The organism is Colwellia sp. PAMC 20917 (assembly GCF_001767295.1).
Taxonomy (GTDB): Bacteria; Pseudomonadota; Gammaproteobacteria; order Enterobacterales; family Alteromonadaceae; genus Colwellia_A.
Map to the genome: position 1 here is coordinate 3,898,099 of NZ_CP014944.1, position 18,977 is coordinate 3,917,075.

General features: G+C 37.8%; 14 protein-coding genes. 10 read left to right on the plus strand and 4 right to left on the minus strand.

Annotation, left to right across the window (positions count from 1 at the left end):
• Nucleotides 1–145 precede the first annotated feature (145 nt).
• The 4 genes from A3Q34_RS16685 (at nt 146) to A3Q34_RS16700 (ending at nt 5,220) form a co-directional block, all read left to right on the plus strand.
• On the plus strand, nt 146–1,852 hold the full coding sequence (locus A3Q34_RS16685; protein ID WP_070376371.1) for a two-component system response regulator: 1,707 nt from the start codon (nt 146–148) through the stop codon (nt 1,850–1,852).
• Between the two features lie 63 nt (nt 1,853–1,915).
• On the plus strand, nt 1,916–3,133 hold the full coding sequence (locus A3Q34_RS16690; RefSeq protein WP_070376372.1) for a sensor histidine kinase: 1,218 nt from the start codon (nt 1,916–1,918) through the stop codon (nt 3,131–3,133).
• A 42-nt stretch (nt 3,134–3,175) separates the two neighbouring features.
• Nucleotides 3,176–3,724 carry a hypothetical protein gene (locus A3Q34_RS16695; protein WP_070376373.1) on the plus strand — a complete coding sequence of 183 codons (549 nt, stop codon included), beginning with the start codon at nt 3,176–3,178 and terminating at the stop codon, nt 3,722–3,724.
• Between the two features lie 59 nt (nt 3,725–3,783).
• Nucleotides 3,784–5,220, plus strand: coding sequence for a sensor histidine kinase (locus A3Q34_RS16700; RefSeq protein WP_070376374.1), 1,437 nt, complete (start codon nt 3,784–3,786; stop codon nt 5,218–5,220).
• Between the two features lie 135 nt (nt 5,221–5,355).
• On the opposite strand, the gene A3Q34_RS16705 is transcribed toward A3Q34_RS16700, so the two are convergent.
• On the minus strand, nt 5,356–7,686 hold the full coding sequence (locus tag A3Q34_RS16705; protein ID WP_070376375.1) for a YgiQ family radical SAM protein: 2,331 nt from the start codon (nt 7,684–7,686) through the stop codon (nt 5,356–5,358).
• A 310-nt stretch (nt 7,687–7,996) separates the two neighbouring features.
• Between A3Q34_RS16705 and A3Q34_RS16710 the strand changes: the two genes are divergently transcribed.
• Both A3Q34_RS16710 and A3Q34_RS16715 read left to right on the plus strand, forming a co-directional pair.
• A complete protein-coding gene (locus A3Q34_RS16710; protein ID WP_070376376.1) occupies nt 7,997–10,513 on the plus strand; it encodes a S9 family peptidase in 2,517 nt (838 codons plus the stop codon).
• 120 nt (nt 10,514–10,633) lie between these two features.
• A complete protein-coding gene (locus A3Q34_RS16715) occupies nt 10,634–10,846 on the plus strand; it encodes a hypothetical protein (protein ID WP_070376377.1) in 213 nt (70 codons plus the stop codon).
• Nucleotides 10,847–10,973: 127 nt separating this feature from the next.
• Here A3Q34_RS16715 and rrtA read toward each other — a convergent pair whose 3' ends face one another.
• Nucleotides 10,974–11,588: a rhombosortase gene (gene rrtA, locus A3Q34_RS16720; RefSeq protein WP_070376378.1), complete on the minus strand. Its 615-nt coding sequence runs from the start codon at nt 11,586–11,588 to the stop codon at nt 10,974–10,976.
• Between the two features lie 135 nt (nt 11,589–11,723).
• Between rrtA and A3Q34_RS16725 the strand changes: the two genes are divergently transcribed.
• Nucleotides 11,724–12,314 (plus strand): tRNA-uridine aminocarboxypropyltransferase, encoded by a 591-nt coding sequence (locus tag A3Q34_RS16725; RefSeq protein WP_070376379.1) that lies wholly within the window; start codon nt 11,724–11,726, stop codon nt 12,312–12,314.
• Between the two features lie 23 nt (nt 12,315–12,337).
• Complete coding sequence (ggt, locus tag A3Q34_RS16730; protein ID WP_070376380.1) at nt 12,338–14,101, plus strand: gamma-glutamyltransferase; 1,764 nt, start codon at nt 12,338–12,340, stop codon at nt 14,099–14,101.
• Between the two features lie 62 nt (nt 14,102–14,163).
• Here the strand turns inward: ggt and A3Q34_RS16735 are convergent, their stop codons facing one another.
• Both A3Q34_RS16735 and A3Q34_RS16740 read right to left on the minus strand, forming a co-directional pair.
• Nucleotides 14,164–14,559, minus strand: a complete 396-nt coding sequence (locus A3Q34_RS16735) for a hypothetical protein (protein ID WP_231907377.1) — start codon at nt 14,557–14,559, stop codon at nt 14,164–14,166.
• 316 nt (nt 14,560–14,875) lie between these two features.
• Entirely contained in the window at nt 14,876–15,826 is a 951-nt protein-coding gene (locus A3Q34_RS16740; protein ID WP_070376382.1) for a tRNA-dihydrouridine synthase, read from the minus strand.
• Between the two features lie 152 nt (nt 15,827–15,978).
• Between A3Q34_RS16740 and A3Q34_RS16745 the strand changes: the two genes are divergently transcribed.
• Both A3Q34_RS16745 and A3Q34_RS16750 read left to right on the plus strand, forming a co-directional pair.
• On the plus strand, nt 15,979–16,329 hold the full coding sequence (locus A3Q34_RS16745) for an HvfA family oxazolone/thioamide-modified RiPP metallophore (protein ID WP_070376383.1): 351 nt from the start codon (nt 15,979–15,981) through the stop codon (nt 16,327–16,329).
• 399 nt (nt 16,330–16,728) lie between these two features.
• Nucleotides 16,729–18,915, plus strand: a complete 2,187-nt coding sequence (locus A3Q34_RS16750; RefSeq protein ID WP_070376384.1) for an OsmC domain/YcaO domain-containing protein — start codon at nt 16,729–16,731, stop codon at nt 18,913–18,915.
• Nucleotides 18,916–18,977 lie beyond the last annotated feature (62 nt).

The following is an 18,977-nucleotide window of genomic DNA, read 5'->3' on the forward strand; positions in this document are numbered from 1 at the left end:
CGAATATATCGATGAAAATTAGACATTATCAACTTAGGTTGCTAATGTAAATGTGTATCAATTGTATTGTTGATTTTCAGAACAGGTTATGGATGTCCTTGTGTTTGTGTGTAAAAGCAGATGTTCATACCAGGATGGGTACTAAATGAGAATTTTGATTGTTGATGACGATGAAATTGATAGTGCGCTGGTAAAAAGAGCGTTGAGTACATCTTTACAAAATAGCTACGAAGTGAAAGAGGCTGACTCTGTCGCCAAAGGGCTTGCCCTAATTGAAGCAGAAACCTTTGATGTTATTTTACTTGATTATCATATGCCTGAAGTTAACGGTATTGAAATGATTATCGACATTCGTTCTCGCCCAAATCTTGGTAATACCGCTATTATTGTTATTAGTGCCGCACAAGACAGTTCAATTGCGTTGAACTGTATTGAAGCTGGAGCACAAGACTTTATCCCTAAAATTGACATCTCGCATGTCAAACTCCATCAAGCGATTATACATTCTAAGAAACGCTTTGAAATGGAGCAGCAAATGCATGAAAGCTACTTAGCTTTAAAAAACATGGCTGAAACAGATCAATTAACGGGTCTACATAATCGCTATTATTTTGATGAAACCCTCAAGTTTATGATTGCTAATAGCGACCGTTCAAAGCTATCTGTCGGTATGCTAGCCTTGGATTTAGACGACTTTAAACATGTTAATGACTCACTGGGCCATCATGCAGGAGATCAATTACTGGTCGATTTGGTTGGCAGAGTTAAAGAATGCTTAAGGATCAATGATGGTTTCGCTCGACTAGGTGGTGACGAATTTGCTATCACCTTAGCCAATGTCCATTCTGTCGAAGAAGTTAATATGATCGCCAATCGTATTTTAACATCATTTCAAAAGCCATTTTTAATCGATGGTCATCGTATTAAATGTACTATTAGCATGGGAGCTGCCTTATACCCAAATGATGCGGATAGCCGAGTACAATTGGTCAAGTGCGCTGATATAGCGATGTACAGAGCAAAACAAAATGGTAAAAACGCTTTAAGATTCTATGAATCGCATTATCAAAATGAATTTAATCGCCGTTTTTTGATTCAAAGTGAAATGAGTGAAATCCTACGTAAATCATCGTTTAGACTATTTTATCAACCGGTATTTTGTGCAGACAACGATCAAATTACCGGGGTTGAAGCCCTTATTAGATGGCCTGAATCACCGAAGTCATATACGCCTGATGAATTTATTCCTGTTGCTGAAGAAACACGATTGATTCATGATCTCGGTCAATGGGTACTTACCACCGCACTAACTGACTTAGCATCATGGCAAAGACGATTTGCCGATGATTTCTCCATGGCCATCAATATCTCAGCCTTACAATTGCAAGATCCCCAATTAACTAAAAAAATAAAAGACGAAACGACACGGCACGGAGTTCTACCTAGTACCATTATCTTAGAAATCACTGAAACAGCACTTTTAGAAGACGATGAAGTAACGCGAGAAACACTTCATTCATTATCATCTCAAGGTTTCCAAATAGCATTAGATGATTTTGGTATGGGATTTTCTTCTATTGCTCATTTAAATAACTTCCCTATTGATATCGTTAAACTCGACAAGTCTTTACAAAACAAGGAGCCAAACGTTAATAAGAAAAAAAGCTTGCTTGAAGCCGTTACAATTATGCTTAAGCTTCTTGATTTCATTGTTGTTGCTGAAGGTATAGAAACAGAGAGTCAGTTATTAGTTTGTCATGAGCTTAAAATAGATAAGATACAAGGTTATTTACTGGGTAAGCCTATGCCAGCACATATGTTAGAAGAAAAGTTGCTTGCACAGAGCGCATAATTTAATGGTTTTATATATCACTAATCCTAACGTATAACTTGATATAAGTGGAGTGAGCAATCGATGATATCAGCTTTAATACCCGACAATGAACTCGCTCGTTTAGCAGCATTAGATGAGTATAATATTTTAGATACGCCATCTGAGCTAGCCTATGATCAGCTCACCGAGCTTGTCTCCAGTGTCTGTGGTACTCCTATTGTGCTAATTTCTTTTATCGACGAAAAGCGACAATGGTTTAAGTCTCATTACGGGCTTGAAGTAGGAGAGACTCCGCGTGATATTGCCTTTTGTGCGCATGCTATTCATCATGATGACGTCTTTGAAATACAGGACAGTCGTAAAGATAAACGTTTTCATGACAACCCTTTAGTAACCGGACCCGCTCAAGTTATTTTTTATGCAGGTGCTCCATTGATAACACCTGAAGGTCTAAGGTTGGGGACTTTATGTGCCATCGACAACAAACCGTCACAATTTACCGATATTCAAAAAAAACAGTTAACCATTATTGCTCAGCAAGTTGTTGCCCATTTAGAGCTCAATAAAGTTGCCCGTATCAAAGATAGCCTTGTTTCGAAGTCGTTGTCATTAACGAGTACATTAGTGGCAAAAAATAAGGAACTTGAACAGTTTGTTTTTGCGGTATCACATGACTTGAAATCACCTTTGGTCACTATTAACGGTTTTACGTCCACGTTAGCAAAAGAATTATTGTCTCAAACTACCGAAAAGCAGCAGCACCGTTTTAGCAGAATACTTAAAAATGTTCAGCATATGGGGGATCTGCTGACTAATTTACTTGAGCTTTCTAGAGTCATGAAAGGGGATATCACTAAAGAACCTCATGATGTAACTAGTCTTATTGAAAAAAATTGGCAGAGATTGTTAACTAAAAACAGAATATTGAACGCTGAGCTTATCTTAACTAGACCCTTACACTCCATTTTGACTCATCAGCCACTTTTTTCACAATGTATCGATAACTTATTAAAAAATGCCTTGCAATATCGGAGCGTTGAGCGGGATCTACAAGTAAAAATTCATACTGAAGTATCAGATACATCGATATCTTTATTTATCCGTGACAATGGCTTGGGTATCGAAAATAATGATCACGCACGTGCTTTTCATATTTTTGAGCAGATTGTTGAAGGTGAAGGGACTGGAATTGGCTTGACTATTGTTAAGGCAGTAATGGAAAAACACAGCGGTTTAGTGACTCTAACCTCTGAAATAGATCAAGGATGTTGCTTTGAATTGCTTTTTCCAAAAATATAAATATAAATATAAATATAAAAATAATCCATATTAGGAATACCTATGAACGAATGGTTACAGCAATTTGCTAACCCCAATTTTATGCCACACGGACATTGCTACCTTTGGCGACCCGATATTTTATGGACCCATGTTATCTCTGATATCACTATAGGTGTAGCCTATTATCTGATCACTATTATTTTGGGTATATTACTCTACAAGAGAAAAGAAAGTGTGCCATATAAAGATATATTTGCCTTATTTATGGCGTTTATTTTCTTTTGTGGTACCACCCATTTTGTCGCTATTTATGTTACTTGGTATCCTGCGTATGAGTACCAAGGCTGGATAAAAGCCTTAACCGCTTTTACTTCTATTTTGACTGCCATTGTTTTAGCACCAAGATTACCCGATCTTATTCAATTACCGGGTGTCGAAATTAAATATCATGATGCACTAAAGGAAGTTGAGGCGTTAAAACATAAAAATGCCCAAATGAGTTCAGTTTATTCTGCAACACTCGACCGAGAAGAACGCGTCATCGAATTAAAAAAAGAAGTTAATGCCTTGATGATCGAACTTAAGCGAGAGCACGTCTACGATGTTTAACTTCGCCGCGTTGTCTATATTAAATTTTTATTGCACATTCGCTTTTATTTGGAATATTGATGAATTCTAAGAATTCGGTGTTAACTGCGCTATTATTATTCTTTATCACACTAGAAGTCCTTATTGCACTCGATTACGTATCGAAACAAAAAGACATGCGTGAGCAACGCGTTTCGGTGTATTCGGTTATTATCAAACTGCAAAGTCAGATTGGTTATGTTGGTTTAATACATAATTTTAAAAATGCGATCTTACGGCCCAATGAACCGCACTATCGGGCGGATGCTTTTGAAAACTACCGTAAGGCAAACATCCAATTAGATAAACTAGAAGCACAAGGTGCGTTAATTCTTGGGCAACTTAACATGTTAGCGGTAAGAGACATGCTGATGGCTTATAAGGAAAGGTTATCCTTGTTACCAGCCTTGACAGAGAAAAATATGAGCATAAGTGAAGTCGATAATTATTTGCGTTACGACGATGAGCCTTCTCATATTGAAATAAAAGTTGTCGCTGATAAAATTGCGATTTTACTTGAAGAGCAGATGTCTGGCTTACTTCATAATAGCCTTAAATTTGGCTTTATTGTGCTAGTTGCTTTGTTATTGACCTTAGTCGCCATCATCCGTTTTTTCTTTAAAGATCAGCAGAATGCACTTGCGCAAAGTACTATGTTAAACATTAAGATGGAAAGGCATAAAGCTGAGATGGCTCGTTCACAAGCCATCTTATTGAGTATGATGGAAGATGTTGAAAAAGAAAGACGTCAAGCGATTAAACTCAACAAGCAATTAGTTAATAAGAACAAAGAAATGGAACAGTTTATCTATACCGTTTCACACGATCTTAAATCGCCATTAGTCACCATTTCCGCTTTTAGTCATAAATTACAATTAGAACTTGTTGATAAGTTGACCGAAAAGCAAACATATCGCATGAGTCGCATCATCGAAAATGTTGATAATATGGAGAGGGTATTAACCGATTTACTCGATTTATCTCGTATTGTTCAACAAGCTATAGAAACCTCTGCGATTAATGTTAAGCAAGTCGTCGAACAACAAAGTGCCGCATTAGAAGAGGGACTTCTCAAAGCCAATGCTACTATTAACCTAGCTGACAATTTACATACCGTAAATGCCAATCAACGCTTGGTGTCTGAGGGGATACTGAATTTACTCAGCAACGCCATACGCTATCGAGATCCAGTGACTCCTTTGCTTATTGACATTTTTACCAGCCAAACAAAATTATCGACAACAATTCATGTAAGAGACAACGGTATAGGCATTGACTCAAAATACCATAGCTTAATTTTTGGTATCTTTGAAAAGCTTTCCGCAACAAAAGGTACTGGCGTTGGCTTAACGATTGTTAAAACAATAATGGATAAGCATAACGGCAAGGTGCTACTTACTTCAGCACTGGGCGAAGGGTGTTGTTTTTCTCTTGAATTTCCGAACGATGTCAAAGGTAATAATAAAACAGTGACTTAACATTGATAACGGATTCAAGATATTGCTCACACTAATTTTAATGGGTTATTATTTATCTAATATCATTTATTTTTTTTACTAAAAAGCCGCGTTTACTTATCAAGTAAACGCGGCTTTATTTTTGGGCAGATAATATTACTTTTTCTTTTTACCAAATGGTTGCTTTGGCTTTCTATCATCAAACTGGTTTTCAGAGAAACGTGTTAAGCCTTGCTTACTTTTCTCAGCAGCTGAACTTGTCGACGGCTTCTTGCCATAAGCCGGCTTAGTTGTTACTGGCTTTTTGCCAAAGGTGGTTTTATTTCCTTTAGCGTTATTTTTTCCTTTACCGTTATTCTTATAGTGTTGCTGTTCTTTCTCGCCACGGGTTTCGTTGGGTACCAGACAGCCCGGTTTAGAACCAATTAGCGTCTTTCCTAAGCCCATTTTAGTAAAAGCTTGGCGAAGCATCGGCCAGTTAGCGGGATCATGATAACGTAATATAGCTTTATGTAAGCGACGCTGAATAGTGCCTTTAGGTACGGCAACACTCTTGCTGTTTTTATTAACGTTTCGCAGTGAATCTATTTCAGTGTGGTACAAAGTGGTGGCATTGGCTAAAGGTGATGGATAAAAGTTTTGAACTTGGTCTAATTTAAAATCATTACTTTTTAACCAAAGTGCTAAGTTAACCATATCACGATCTGTTGTGCCTGGATGTGCAGAAATAAAGTATGGAATTAAATATTGTTTTTTACCGGCTAACTTAGAGTAATGATCAAACATTTCTTTAAATTTATCATAGCTGCCCATACCTGGCTTCATCATGCTATTTAAAGGACCTTCCTCAGTATGCTCTGGGGCTATTTTTAAGTAACCTCCAACATGATGTGTCGCTAGTTCTTTGACATATTCCGGATCTTGAATCGCTAAATCGTACCTAACGCCTGATGCGATTAATACTTTCTTGATACCAGGTATTTTTCTTGCAGCACGATATAGCTCAATAGTAGGCGTATGATCTGTATCTAAATGACCACATATTGTTGGCCATACACAAGAGGGTTTACGACAGGTTGCCTCAGCTTTTTCACTTTTACAATTTAGCTGATACATATTGGCGGTAGGACCACCTAAGTCAGATATTACACCGGTAAATCCTGGTACTTTTAGTTGAATATCTTTTATTTCATTGAGTATTGATTCTTGTGAACGACTCTGAATAATTCTGCCTTCATGCTCTGTTATCGAACAAAAAGTACAACCACCAAAACAACCACGCATGATGTTAACCGAAGTTTTTATCATGTCATAGGCAGGGATTTTTGCATCACCGTAACTTGGGTGCGGTACTCGGGCATAAGGTAAGCCAAATACACCATCCATTTCACTTTCTGTTAAGGGGGTTGCAGGTGGATTTAACCAAATAAGTCTGCTGCCATGACGCTGTACTAAAGGTTTAGCAGAAGTAGGGTTAACTTCCTGGTGAAAAATACGCGAAGCATGGGCATACAATACTTTATTATCACGTACTTGTTCGAAAGTAGGTAAGTTAATATAAGTTGTTTCCCAAGGCTTCTTTTTATCGGCCCAAGATTTATTTTTATGTTGCTCTGCCCGATGCGGTGTCAGTTCAATCACTTGTGCTGTTTTGGTTATATCAGTGTCGGTGTTTTTAGCCGCAGCATCTGCTTCTGCACTGTTCTCAGAACAATCAGTAGAGGTGATTTCTTGATAAGGACTGATTATTGGGTCTATTTTACCGGGTTTATCTATCGAACGAGAGTCGATACCTTTCCAGTTGGGTAATACTTGGTTAGCAAGAAAAGCACTACCGCGAACATCAGTGATATTTTTAACTTCCTCACCATTTGCAATACGGTGGGCAATTTCAATTAAGGGGCGTTCGGCATTACCGTAGACGAGGATATCTGCTTTTGAATCAAATAATACCGATTGACGTACTTTGTCTGTCCAGTAATCGTAGTGGGCAATGCGACGTAAACTTGCTTCGATGCCGCCAATAATTACCGGCACACCTTTATAAGCTTCTTTACAGCGCTGAGTATATGCAGTTACTGCTCTGTCTGGACGTTTGCCGCCTTCATCGTTTGGCGTGTAGGCATCGTCATGACGCATTCGACGTTCAGCAGTATAACGATTGATCATTGAATCCATATTTCCGGCTGTAACGCCAAAAAATAGATTAGGCTGACCTAACTCCATAAAGGCATCTTTGGTATGCCATGCAGGTTGAGCGATAATACCAACACGAAACCCTTGCGACTCTAACATCCGACCAATAATTGCCATTCCAAAACTTGGATGGTCAACATAAGCATCGCCAGTTACTAAAATAATATCACAAGAATCCCAACCAAGCGTGTCCATCTCACTTCGAGACATAGGTAAAAACGGCGCTGTTCCATAGCATTCAGCCCAGTATTTTGGGTATTCGAACAATGAGGTTTTTACTTGTGTGAGCATAATTTGGCCTAGGATTGTGTTAATAAGATTTTATTGTCGCTGGTCAATACAAAAAACAATAATTTGTTGTATAGAACAAGGCGCGCGATTATAGCAAATTATCATTTTAATTGTATCCTTTATTGATGCATGGGCATGATTTAAAAAGCCTCCTTACATTATGACGCAACTTTATTGCGGTTGGTCGCATAAGATTACACTTTGCCGCCAGTTAAATTTACTATTTGATTGTATAAATTTATCGGGTTGAGTATAACTAACTATCTGATGTCCATTCTCAAAATTCACGATTAAAATAAGTCTCTTACCTATGAAAATAAAAATATTAACCGCTGCTATAAGTTTATCTTTAGTTGCCTGTGTAACAACAACGGCTGATCAATCGGCTGAAAATATTTTAGATGATAACTACAGCAATAATAAATCTGTGGCGGCCGCTAAAGAAGTAAAGACAATCGCTATTGCTAAAGCCGTTACCCCAAAAGAGTCTTTGTTAGCAAATAACGACTTATTAATCACCTTAGAACAAATTATGTCTGACCCAGATTGGATGGGGCGTTCACCACAAAGTTGGTATTGGGGCGATGATAATCAAACTATTTTTTACAAACAAAAGCGTGCTGGTAGTCCACTAAGTGATTTATACCGCCAAGCGACGTTGGACAAGGAAGCAGAAAAAGTTAAATTAGCGCAAATGCATGTGGTCAGTGATATAAATGCACAGCGAAATAAAGCCAATACGCATGAAGTTTACACTTTTGAAGGCAATGTTTTTGTCAAAGAGCTGGCGAGTTTAGATGTTCAACAACTGACTTATACGTCAGCTTATGAATATTCAACGATGTTTTTAAATAATGGTAATGTCGCTTACCGAGTTGGCAACAAATTTTTTGAACATGACTTATCCAGTAACAAAATTATTGAATTAGCTAATTTACAATTAAAAAAAGATCCTAAAGACAGTGAGGAGAGTCAGAGCTATATTGCCAGTGAACAACATGACTTAATCGCTTATGTTGCCTTGCAAAAAAGAAATAGCGAACTGCGAAATAATCAACAAGAAAAACTCAAAGCGCAAAACGCTACACTGACTAAGAGTGATTTCTATTTAGGTGATAATAAACGTATCAATCACGCGAGTCTATCGCCCAACGGTGATAAGCTTATTGTCAGTATTAGTAGCGGTGAATCAAGCCAAGCTGATAGTGATATTATGCCTAACTATATTGCCGATGATGGTCATATAAAAGCGGAAAAGGTCCGTCAGCGTGTTGCTGATAATCGTCAATATAATGATGAGCTTTTTTTACTTGATTTAAAGTCAGGTCAACAATTCCCACTTTCTTACGACGTTTTACCCGGTGCTGATGAAGATGTACTTGCCAATGTGAAAACTGAGAACTATCAACGAGAAGGTAAGGTTTATCAGTCGCAAAAATCACCCCGTAATATTCATGTTATGCAAGCTAATTCCCCTATTCAATGGCACGAAAACGGTAAACAAGTTGCAGTATTGCTAGAAGCATGGGACAACAAAGACCGTTGGTTAACAACGGTTAATTTAATGGAGAATAAGCTAGAGAGCCAACATCGCTTACATGATGATGCTTGGATCAACTGGAGCTTTAATGAGTTTGGTTGGTTAAAAGGTGACAATACCTTGTACTACCTCTCAGAAGAAACTGGCTATTCTCATCTTTACAGTAAAAACTTAGCAGGTAAAGCCAAACAACTCACCCGTGGTCAATTTGAAATCAGTGATGTGAGCCTAACGCAAGATAAGTCACGTTTCGTCTTTAAAGCGAATAAGAAACACCCTGGTATTTATGAAATCTATCAAGTAGATATAAAATCTGGTCAGTTCAGTGCTTTAACTGATTTAGGTGGTATGAATGACTATGCATTAAGCCCAGATGATTCAACCTTATTAATTGAACATTCAACAGTAGCTATGCCTCCAGAGCTTTATGTTAAAGCACTTAAAGATGATGCTACGGCGATACGCTTAACTCATACGGTCTCTGAAAAATTCTTAAGTATGCCTTGGACTGCGCCAAGTGTGGTTGCTGTGCCTTCTTCGTATCAAGATGAACCTGTTTATTCTCGTGTTTATTTACCAAAAGACTATGATAAAACGGCTGATAAAAATCGCGCGGTAATGTTTAGCCATGGCGCTGGCTATCTACAAAACTCTCATTTAGGTTGGTCTGGGTATTTTAGAGAATACATGTTCCATAGTATGTTAGTGCAACAAGGTTATGTCGTTATTGATATGGATTATCGTGCTTCTGCAGGATACGGCCGTGATTGGCGAACAGCTATCTATCGCCACATGGGTAAACCTGAAGTACAAGATATGCGTGATGGCGTAAACTGGTTAGTTGATAATGCTAATGTCGACCGTCAACGTATTGGTACTTATGGCGGTTCGTATGGCGGCTTTCTAACCTTAATGTCTATGTTCACTCAGCCTGATTTATTTCAGTCAGGTTCGGCACTGCGCTTAGTTTCTGACTGGGCCTATTATAATCATGGTTATACCTCAAATATTTTGAACACCCCTGGCGATGACGCAATTGCTTATGAGAGAAGTTCACCTATTTATTTTGCTGAGGGCTTAGAAAAACCCTTATTAATTAATGCGCCAATGGTCGACGACAATGTCTTTTTTCAAGATACCGTACGTTTGGTGCAACGCTTGATTGAGTTAGAAAAGCAAAACTTCGAAACGGCTATTTATCCAGTCGAACCTCATGGTTTTGTCCAGCCAAGTTCTTGGTTAAATGAATATCGACGCATCTATAAGTTATTTGAAAATACCTTGTAACTTATGTAAAACTTGCAAGACTAAAGGGTTACCTTTCTTATGAATTAAGAGCGGTAACCTTTTTTTTTGACGAAGAAAAGAACGACACTCTACTCATTGAAATAAAATGGTTAAAGGAAGATGAAACTAATATTTTTGATGTTATTTTATCTCGATTTTATTGTAAATGCTCAGGCTAAAGCGGTATGTAAAGTCAGTTTTGGGGAGGATAACTATTTCCCTTATGCCATTATCGTAAAGGGAAGGTCAGTGTCAGGTACCATAAAAGATATTAATGATGCTATTACTGAGAAATTGAGCAGCTGGAGTAATATAAAATTCCAAGCTCAGTGATAAGTGAGCATAATATCCTTAGCGCACTTTCAGCTAATTCTAATATATCGATAAAACAATATAATAAGACATTAATCGCGTTGAAAAAAGCAGGTGTTATCGACGATTTTTTAAGAAAAATCAGTCTTTACCTTAATGTTTTTTTTAGTGAAAATGATTTGATAGCCATTAAAAATAATATGGCAAGCACACCACCTAATGCCCCCCATAAATGAGCATTTATTGCTACGTTAGCGCCAATCAAGTCAGCGACGTCTTCACTTGCGCCATAATATTGTTCGTGAGCTATCTTTAAAATTACTCCAATAAGTAATAAGTAACCGGTGCGCTCTTTTGCTTTGATATCCTCAATAGCGCCCCAAATAAACAAGCCATGTAAAATACCGGATAAACCCACGTATTGTTCAATGTTTGGCGAAAACCAATGGATGCCAGCAGCACAAATAACAGCACTTATCATAAACACAATCAGATAACTTTTAATGGTGTAGAAATGACCATGTAAAGCCCACAACATAATAACCGCTGCACTATTCAACAGGAAATGGGCACCATTGGTGTGAAAAAAATGCCCGGTAAATACCCGCCAAACTTCGCCTTGTGTGACTAAACTGCGTTGATAAACAAAAAAACCACTGAAACTACTATCAAATATAAAAGCAACCAGTGAAATAATCAGAACTATGGCGGGAACCGTTACTTGTTGAACAGAAATTGGAAAAGCAGAAAGTGACAATCGCATGAAAATAGGCTTATAAACAAAGAGTAAAATATATTTTACTGCATTTTAGATGTTTTTTATATTGAAAATATTCTTAACGTTTAATGGTGAACAGCGTAGACTCATCGTTAATAATTATCTGTTAAGCCCAAATTAATGACCCGAGCATACTGCTTACAATGCGAACGTCCTGAAAAATCTTGTCTATGTCATTTAGTCACATCGGTTGATAATGATATTCATATCGTGATTTTACAACATCCATTAGAAGTTAAACAAAGTAAAGGCAGTGTCACCTTATTACATCAGTCATTAAAAAATAGCCAAGTTATTGTGGGTGAAAATTTTACTGACAACATTGAAGTACAAAGACTATTAGAGCATTATCATCAGCAATGTGCCGTTTTATATCCGGCTAATGATGCCGTTGTTTTAAGTGTCAATAATAGTAATATAACAAGACCTAAGTGTTTGTTTATCTTAGACGGCACTTGGAAAAAAGCGTATAAAATGTTTATGAGCAACACTTGGCTGCAACAACTGCCGCATTTTACCTTGGAGAATGATATTGTTGGACAATATCAAATTCGAAAAACAACTAAAAAGCACGCTCTGTCATCGCTAGAGGCTTGTTGCTATGCGCTTAGTGTTTTAGAACACCAACGCGATGGAGAAAATAAGTATCAAGCAGTATTGGCAAGCTTTGTAGAATTTAATCATTTTCAGTTATCGTTTAACCCAAACTAGTTTATGTATTTTTAAGGAAAACTATGTCTCGAATCCCACTATTTCAGCGTTTAAGTATGGTAACGCTATCACTGGTACTTACCTTTACTAGTCAAGCCGAAATAATAAAACAGCAAGAAGACCGTGAACCCGAAGCCGCTACGGGTGTTATCCATAAACAAGCAGTTACCAGCAAAGACTTTATGATCGCGGCAGCTAATCCTTATGCTAGCCAAGTTGGTTTCAACATCCTAAAAAAAGGTGGCAGTGCCATCGATGCGGCGATTGCTGTGCAACTGGTATTGACCTTAGTTGAACCACAATCATCGGGGATCGGTGGTGGTGCTTTTATTTTGCATTGGGATAAAAAGGAACAATTCTTAACGACTTTTGATGGTCGCGAAACTGCCCCGAAATTGGCAACGGCTGAGCTGTTTTTAGATGATAAAGGTAAAGCAATTTCTTGGATTAAAGCCGTTGTTGGTGGTCGTTCTGTTGGTGTTCCTGGTGTGTTGTCAGCACTAAAACAAGCGCATCAACAATATGGGGTGCTTGCTTGGTCAGAATTGTTTGTCGAAGCCATTGAGCTTGCCGAGCAAGGTTTTATTGTTTCTCCGCGGCTCGAAAAACTAGTATCAATGCAGTTTAATCCAGGCATTAGCCAGTTGCCTGAAATAAAGAATTATTTCTTCCCTAATAATATTGCCATAGAAGCCGGTGATCGTTTAAAAAACAAAAAACTTGCTGCTGTTTATAGAAGTATTGCTAAAGATGGACTTAAACCTTTTTATCATGGTTGGATAGCGGAAAAAATTGTTGATGCGGTGCAAAACTCTATCATAGCGCCAGGTAGACTTACTCTGCAAGATATGGCTAATTATCAGCCTAAACAAGTGCCTGCTGTTTGTGGTCGTTATCGCGACTTTAATATTTGTGGTATGGCGCCTCCTAGTTCTGGTGGTGTTGCTGTTATTCAACTGCTGGCCCAACTTCAACCTTACGACTTTGCGAAAGAAAGCCCTAACAGTTTAACGGCCGTGCATTTACTTACACAAAGTTCACGTTTAGCCTTTGCCGATCGAGAACGATATATTGCCGACAACGACTTTGTTAATGTACCTGTTGCGGGACTAATATCTCCAAACTATTTAGCAAAACGCTCGAAATTAATTAATATCGATAAGGATATGGGAACAGCGCAAGCTGGTTTCCCGCAGGGCGCTTTAGCACAAGCAGACGATCTTGCTTTAGAGTTACCATCAACCAGTCATATTTCAATTGTTGATAAGCAAGGAAATGCGATATCAATGACGACCAGTGTTGAAATGGCTTTTGGTTCAGCGGTGATGGTGGAAGGCTTTATTTTAAACAATCAATTAACCGATTTTTCATTGGCGCCAAAAGTAAATGGGCAATGGGTAGCAAATCGCTTAGAGCCGCTAAAGCGACCTAGAAGCTCTATGGCTCCTACGATGGTATTTAACCAAGATAATTCATTAAAACTTGTTGTGGGTTCACCTGGCGGTAGTCGGATTATAAACTATGTTGCGCAAGCCATTGTTGGTGTAATTGATTGGCAGTTAGACCCTCAAACGGCAATAAATTTACCAAAAGTAACCAATCGTAATAAGGTGACCACCTTAGAAAAAGGCACAAATATTGTGTTATTAAAGCCAGCTTTAGAAGCCAAGGGTCATAAAGTTATCGTTAGAGATTTAAATAGTGGTCTTCATGCGATTGAAGTGACAGAGCAGGGATTAATTGGCGGTGCAGATCCGCGCAGAGAAGGTGTTGTCTTAGGTTTATAAATCATTTTTTGACCTATCTTTTTTAGGATAGGTCAAAAGTGTATTTTAAAGCAAAGATTAATTTAGAAAGGGTCTTTTAATATTTTATCAATAACCCAATCGCCATCTATCTGAATAAGAGATAAACGCTTAACGTCTTTCAAACGATTATTATCGTAAATACCATCAAAATAAACAGTAATTACCGCGGCGTCTTTGAACTGCTCACGAACTTTTACACCGCTGTCATCTGGCGATGCAACCACTGAATCGTAAGACATATTAAATAAATGGCGGCCAACAGCTTTGGGTGACTTGTAATGTAAGATAATTCGAGACAATTGCGGGCTACATACTTTGGCTGCTTTTTTAACATTCTTTTCGTTATATAAGGCATCAAAAAAAGCGATAGCGACAACCTCTGGACTTTCAGACGTTTTAATTTCGCCATTATCATCTTCTGTGCAAGCAGTAAGCAATAGGCTCAATGAGATTAGTATTAGTTTTAGGTAGTTCATAAATAGGTGACATTAGCAGTATAAGTATCACTATATACTACCTGAAATTTTTCGCTGGTTAAGAATAAATATTCTAAATACTGTAAATATTGATGAAATTAATGATCGCAGCATCATCATTTATTATATTCGTCCCCGATAAAGCAACAACAATGCCAGACGAATGCGTACAGGCATCGCCATTAAGTATATTTATTAGTCGGCTTTGATATAATCTTTCAGTGGCTTTATCGCATTGAAGAACGATATTTTCTTAAAATAATTCATTATTAATAACTTACATCGATGATTTATCTAATAATGTCAAAATTGTCTCTTTGTCTTTTAATGTTTTTATATCGTTAAATAATTGTTCTGCCTCGGGGTATTGTAATCTTAAGTAACGTAGCCACTGTTTCAATCGACTAGAAAAATAAAAGCTTTTATCGCCAATTAATTCAAGTTCACCGTATTGTTTTAGTAGAGTACATAATTGGTGCCAAGGCATAGCTTGTTGATTGTTTTTTATCACCGCTTCCAGGTTTGGTAGAGCAAGCGCGCCACGGCCAAGCATTAAGTTAGCCGTATGGCTTTCCTCGATGCAACGGTGGGCATCTGCTAAGTTCCAAATCTCCCCGTTAGCGAAAATTTCTATTGGATATCTTTTGACAATACCAGCAATAAAATGCCAGTAAGCAGGAGGACGATAGCCATCGGCTTTAGTTCTCGCGTGAATGGTGAGTTGATCGGCCTTGGCAGAAGTTATTGCGCTTACTATCTCATCTAACAACGAGGCATCATCAAAGCCTAAGCGAATTTTTGCCGAAAGTACCACATCTTTGCCAACCGCTTCTTTTACCGCTAGCACTATTTTGTAAATATCTTCAGGGGTTTTTAGTAATGCGGCACCGCCACGATTTTTATTAACGGTTTTAGCTGGACAGCCAAAATTAAGATCAACACCATGTGAGCCTAGTGCTATTGCTCGAACAGCATTTTCTGCCATCCAGTTGGGTTCTTGACCCAGTAACTGCATTCTCAATGGTGTGCCTGACTGCGTATAACCTTGTTGTTCTAATTCAGGGCAAACTTTGTAGAAACATCGCTCAGGTAAAAGCTGGTCCACAATACGTAGAAATTCAGTAATACAAAAATCGTAATTATTTAATGAGGTGAGTAGACGGCGCATTAATGCATCAGCAACACCTTCCATTGGTGCTAAAACAACTTTCTTTACTTGAGTATTCATAGATCAGCGAGTAACCTCAAAAGTGAGTGATAAGATTTATCTAAGAGTGAATAAATATTTTCAACCTCATTGAAATTTATTTATTCGGTGAAGGGTCTTTGTTAGTAGCTTACATATGTAGTGCCAAAATTATAATATTAAAGGAAAATATCATGAAAATTTTAAAAAAATCATCATTGACAGCTTTATTAGGTTTATTTGCCTTAACACTTGCCATTTCAGCTCCTGTAAAAGCAGAAATTAACCCTTTTGAAACTAAAAGCATTGTAACGATTACCACGGCAGATGCTAGTGGAAAATGTGGTGAAGGAAAAGCTGACGAAAAAGCTAAATGTGGCGAAGGTAAAGCAGATAAAAAAGGTAAGTGCGGCGAAGGTAAATGTGGTGAAGGTAAAGCAGACAAAAAAGGTAAATGCGGCGAAGGAAAATGTGGTGAAGGTAAAGCAGACAAAAAAGGTAAATGTGGCGAAACCAAAACTGACGCTAAGAAATGCGGCGGTTAATTCTTAATCATTTATTCAACGTTATCACAAATATTAAAAAAGCTATTTAACCCTTTGTTAAATAGCTTTTTTATTTATAGCTTATCTGACGGTCAGTTTACATAGTTATTGTCGTTTACTGTTGCGCGAGGCATGATAAAAAGTGAACCACTACCTTGAGTGTATTATTGTTTTATCACACTTTACCTAGCTATTTTAATGTCCCTGTAAAATCAAATTCCTGGTTACACCGCACTATTTTATTTAAAACAGTGTCTTTCTTAATTAATGTCTTTTTTTCCAAGACTAATGTCTCGAAAAAACAGATAATACCGACCATTAATTACATCTTGCCAATTGGCAGTCGCTAAAACTAAGCAAATCACTGAGCTTTTAGTGCAAAACTTCGGAAATTATTCAATGGAAATCAAAGTTAATTATCTCGACAACCTTAGAATTGAAGCTAAATTTGATGATTTTTCTGTCATCGCTGATCAACCTATTCGCTATAAAGGTGATGGTTCTGCTCCAGGGCCTTTTGATTATTTTTTAGCTTCATCAGCGCTTTGTGCCGCTTATTTTGTTAAAGTTTATTGTAATTCGCGTGATATACCCACTGAAAATATTCGTTTGTCACAAAACAATATCGTAGATCCTGAAGATCGTTATAATCAAATTTTTCAAATTCAGGTTGAGTTACCTGAAAGCATTTCTGAGAAAGACCGTAAAGGTATTGTCCGCTCCATTGATCGCTGTACCGTTAAAAAAGTCGTTCAAAGTGGCCCAGAGTTTAAAGTAGAAATAGTCGATAGTCTTGAAAACGACGCCCAAGCAATGCTTATGGGACAGTCAGCAAGTGATTCCAGCACCTACATCTTAGGTAAAGACTTACCACTTGAACAAACTATTGCCGATATGACCGGCCTGTTGGCTGATTTAGGTATGAAGATTGAAATATCTTCTTGGCGAAATATTGTGCCTAATGTTTGGTCATTGCACATCCGTGATGCTGCATCACCGATGTGCTTTACTAACGGTAAAGGCGCAACGAAAGAAAGTGCGCTTTGCTCTGCACTTGGTGAATTTATTGAGCGTCTTAACTGTAATTTCTTTTATAACGATCAGTTTTTTGGTGTTGATATTGCCAACAGTGATTTTGTTCATTATCCCAATGAAAAATGGTTTAAACCTGGCGCCAATGATGAGTTGCCCAGCGACATACTTGATGAATATTGTTTAGCGATATATAACCCTGACGATGAACTACGGGGTTCGAACCTAATAGATACCAACTCTGGCTTAGCGGAGCGAGGTATTTGCTCTATTCCTTATGTACGCCATTCTGATGGTGAAACCGTCTATTTTCCTTCAAATTTAATTGAAAATTTATTCTTAAGTAATGGTATGAGTGCAGGTAATAATTTACCCGAAGCACAAGTACAATGCTTGTCAGAAATTTTTGAACGTGCGGTAAAAAAACAAATTATTGCACAAGAAATTATTTTACCCGATGTGCCCAAAGACGTAATCGCAAAATACCCAAGTATTTTAGCTGGCATTGAAGGCTTAGAAGCGCAGGGCTTTCCTATTGTCGTTAAAGATGCATCGTTAGGTGGTCAATTCCCGGTCATGTGTGTCACGCTTATGAACCCTAAAACGGGGGGGGTCTTTGCTTCCTTTGGTGCTCATCCAAGTTTTGAAGTTGCGCTAGAAAGGAGTTTAACTGAGTTGTTACAAGGAAGAAGTTTTGAAGGCTTAAACGATGTACCCAAGCCAACGTTTAATAGCATGGCGGTTACTGAACCTGAAAACTTTGTTGACCACTTTATTGACTCAACAGGTGTTGTTTCTTGGCGTTTCTTTAGCAGTAAAGCTGATTACGAATTTTGCGAGTGGGATTTTTCTGGCACCAACGAAGAAGAAAATGCTGTGTTAATGGCGATTTTGAAAGACTTGGGCAAAGAAGTCTATATTGCAGAGTTCAATCAATTGGGTGCTACTGCTTGTCGTATGCTAGTGCCAGACTATTCAGAAGTGTATCCGGTTGAAGACCTAATTTGGGACAACACCAATAAATCTCTTGAATACCGCGAAGATATTTTAAATCTTCACATTTTAAGTGAAGAACAATTAGTCGCTTTAGTTGAGCGTTTAGAAGATAGCCAACAAGATAACTACATTGATATAAAAACATTAATTGGTATTGAATTTGATGAAAATACCGTTTGGGGACAACTCACTATCCTTGAATTAAAAATCCTCATCTATCTTGCCTTAGGCGCTTTAGAAGAGGCTATTGAATTAGTTGGAGAGTTTTTACAATACAACGACAATACGGTTGAACGTGGCTTATTTTATCAAGCGGTTCATGCGGTATTAGAAGTTACCCTAGATGAAGATATGGAACTTGAAGACTATATCGGTAACTTTAATCGAATGTTTGGTGAAGAGACTATGGAACAGGTGGTTGGTTCAGTCTTTGGTGAAGTCAGATTTTATGGTTTAACACCAACAAGTATCAAACTTGAAGGTTTAGATAAGCACCTGAGGTTGATTGAAAGCTACAAAAAATTACACCAAGCGCGTAAAATAGCGGCTGAAAAATAGTAAAACATATCATGTAAAAAGCCAATATCTACTATAGATATTGGCTTTTTATTAAACGTTGC